The organism is Mucilaginibacter sp. P4_E8 (genome assembly GCF_056401495.1).
In genome coordinates this window covers 1-2,093 of sequence record NZ_JBFUJG010000321.1, presented here as the reverse complement: position 1 = coordinate 2,093, position 2,093 = coordinate 1, and the positions used below count along the sequence as shown (strand labels likewise).

The following is a 2,093-nucleotide window of genomic DNA, read 5'->3' as shown; positions in this document are numbered from 1 at the left end:
GCCCACCAATCCCTCCAGTCTTTACATTCATCAGTTATTTTCTTGCCTTGCCGCCAATATTTTCGTGTTTCGTTGACTCCTAACCTCTCCGCCCCCTTTCCCCAAACCTGGTATAGCCGCTTTTTGTAAGGCTTTTTTCCTTTTCCACCAACTGCGAGTAAGATCAGCAACGGTATGTATTCCAGGCTTTTGGCGAACTCAATACGAATTTCCGGATTCTGATACAGCATATACCGAAAACATACACGCCAGAAGTAGGGGCTGGAATCAATATTCATAGCCTGTATTTCTTCTGGCTTGTAATGCAAGTTTTTTACAGTTTCCTGGTTCTTGATCAGAATATCTACAAGGAAAATTATCGAACCGGCCAGGTCCTTCAATATCAATTTATTATCTTTTATATTTCCTTTCCATACCAAGCTGATCAATAGTTTGTCGATAAGGTCATTTCGCTTTCGCAGTGCTGTTTCTTCCGGATTTTCATGGAATTGGCTATCGATTTTTCCCCGTACCCTAAGGTCTTTAAGGTTAAATACTTCGAAATTTCCTTTGACCTGCTCAATTTGCAGGTTGGCTTCCAGTTCACAGCTTTTGCAAATGTCCCGGTATACCGAGATAAATGATACAGCACGGGAGGTTAGATCGGTTATAATGTCCATGATAAGAAAGGGTTAAAAACTGAAATAATTGTCGGTTAGGTAATAATTAGGCGAATATCATCAAAGATCAATTTGCTGCTTGTTCAAGCGGAATTTAAATAAGCGGTTTGAGGTTCGATTCTTTAGTGAAAATTAATAATATTTAATTACTTCTATCTATTAAACCTAAACTAATATTATAAACAGGTTTCCATCTATGTAGCTTACGAAGAACCTGTTGAACATAAAAGTTACCTCAGAATGACCGCTGATACTTCTACTCTAATGATCGCAGATCATCAGCTGTATTAAATAGGTGGCTGTTGCTGATCTCGATATCGAGTAACCGCGTCCGAAAGCGCCTGGTTTTTAGAAATAGATGGATTAATTACCTATCAACCAATTACTTAATTAAAAAAAAACAACCCAATATTAGATATAGCTGATAATTTTATATGTATTTTAGATAAAGCCTAAAAGGATGACACTAAAATCCCCCTTCCTCTTTTTTGCTATTTTGTTTTTGCCCTTTCAATTGCGGGGACAAACTCTTATATCTCGGTATCTAAACGAATCGAGATATCAAAACAATAACTTTTTGGTAAAAGGTGAATATTATTCGAAAACAAAAAACTATGGATGGGTTTGTGGAGATTATGGGACTATTCAATATACCGTTGATGGTGGACGAAATTGGATCACTTCCACCCATGTACCTACTGATGTTTATATAAATTGTATTTATTTTTCGCCGGATAATCTTAATGGCTGGGCTGCCGGAAATAATGGAATCATTCTTCGAAGCAAGGATGGTGGCAAATCATGGGAAAATATTTATCATGAGGCCACATGGAACAATATAGAATCTATTTCTTTCAGTTCTGATAACAAATATGGAATTATCCTTACCAATCAGAACGAGATTTTCCAGACTTATAATGGTGGGGTGAATTGGCGTGGCTATAGCTATAACGTAGAAAATAAGTTATTGAGAGTGAAATTTATCAATGACAAATATGGCTTCATTCTCGCCTCAGCAAGTTTATTAGTTACATATGATCAAGGTAAAAAGTGGACTGACTTAATAGTTGATGAACTGTCTGATCAAATAAATGACCTCGATAAAAGCGTATTTTCAGCATTTGATGTGACCGACAATAAATGTTTTGTGGGGACAGATAGCGGAACAATTTTCACCATTGGTCTTGGTAAGAATGCCAATCTGATTTCACATACAAAAACACCAATGCTCAAATGCAGAATAAACAACATATCAATGGTCGATGCGAAAACTGGATGGTTAGCTGCAGACACGACCCTGCTGTGCAAAACTGAAGACGGCGGACGGAATTGGAAAGTAGCATTTTCACTGAAAAATAAATTTTTAACTATCAAAAAAATGCATTTTTTTGATAGTCGTAATGGCTGCTTCTTTATAGTGGATTACGGTAGACG

At 36.9% G+C, this 2,093-nt stretch carries 2 protein-coding genes; one reads left to right on the top strand and one right to left on the bottom strand.

All coding sequences use genetic code 11. The features are described 5' to 3' along the window. Nucleotides 1–659, bottom strand: a 659-nt coding sequence (locus AC1DRQ_RS30970; protein ID WP_477429890.1) for a hypothetical protein, incomplete at its 3' end; no start/stop codon positions are given. Nucleotides 660–1,236: 577 nt separating this feature from the next. Between AC1DRQ_RS30970 and AC1DRQ_RS30965 the strand changes: the two genes are divergently transcribed. After that, nucleotides 1,237–2,093, top strand: an 857-nt coding sequence (locus AC1DRQ_RS30965) for a YCF48-related protein (protein ID WP_477429888.1), incomplete at its 3' end; no start/stop codon positions are given.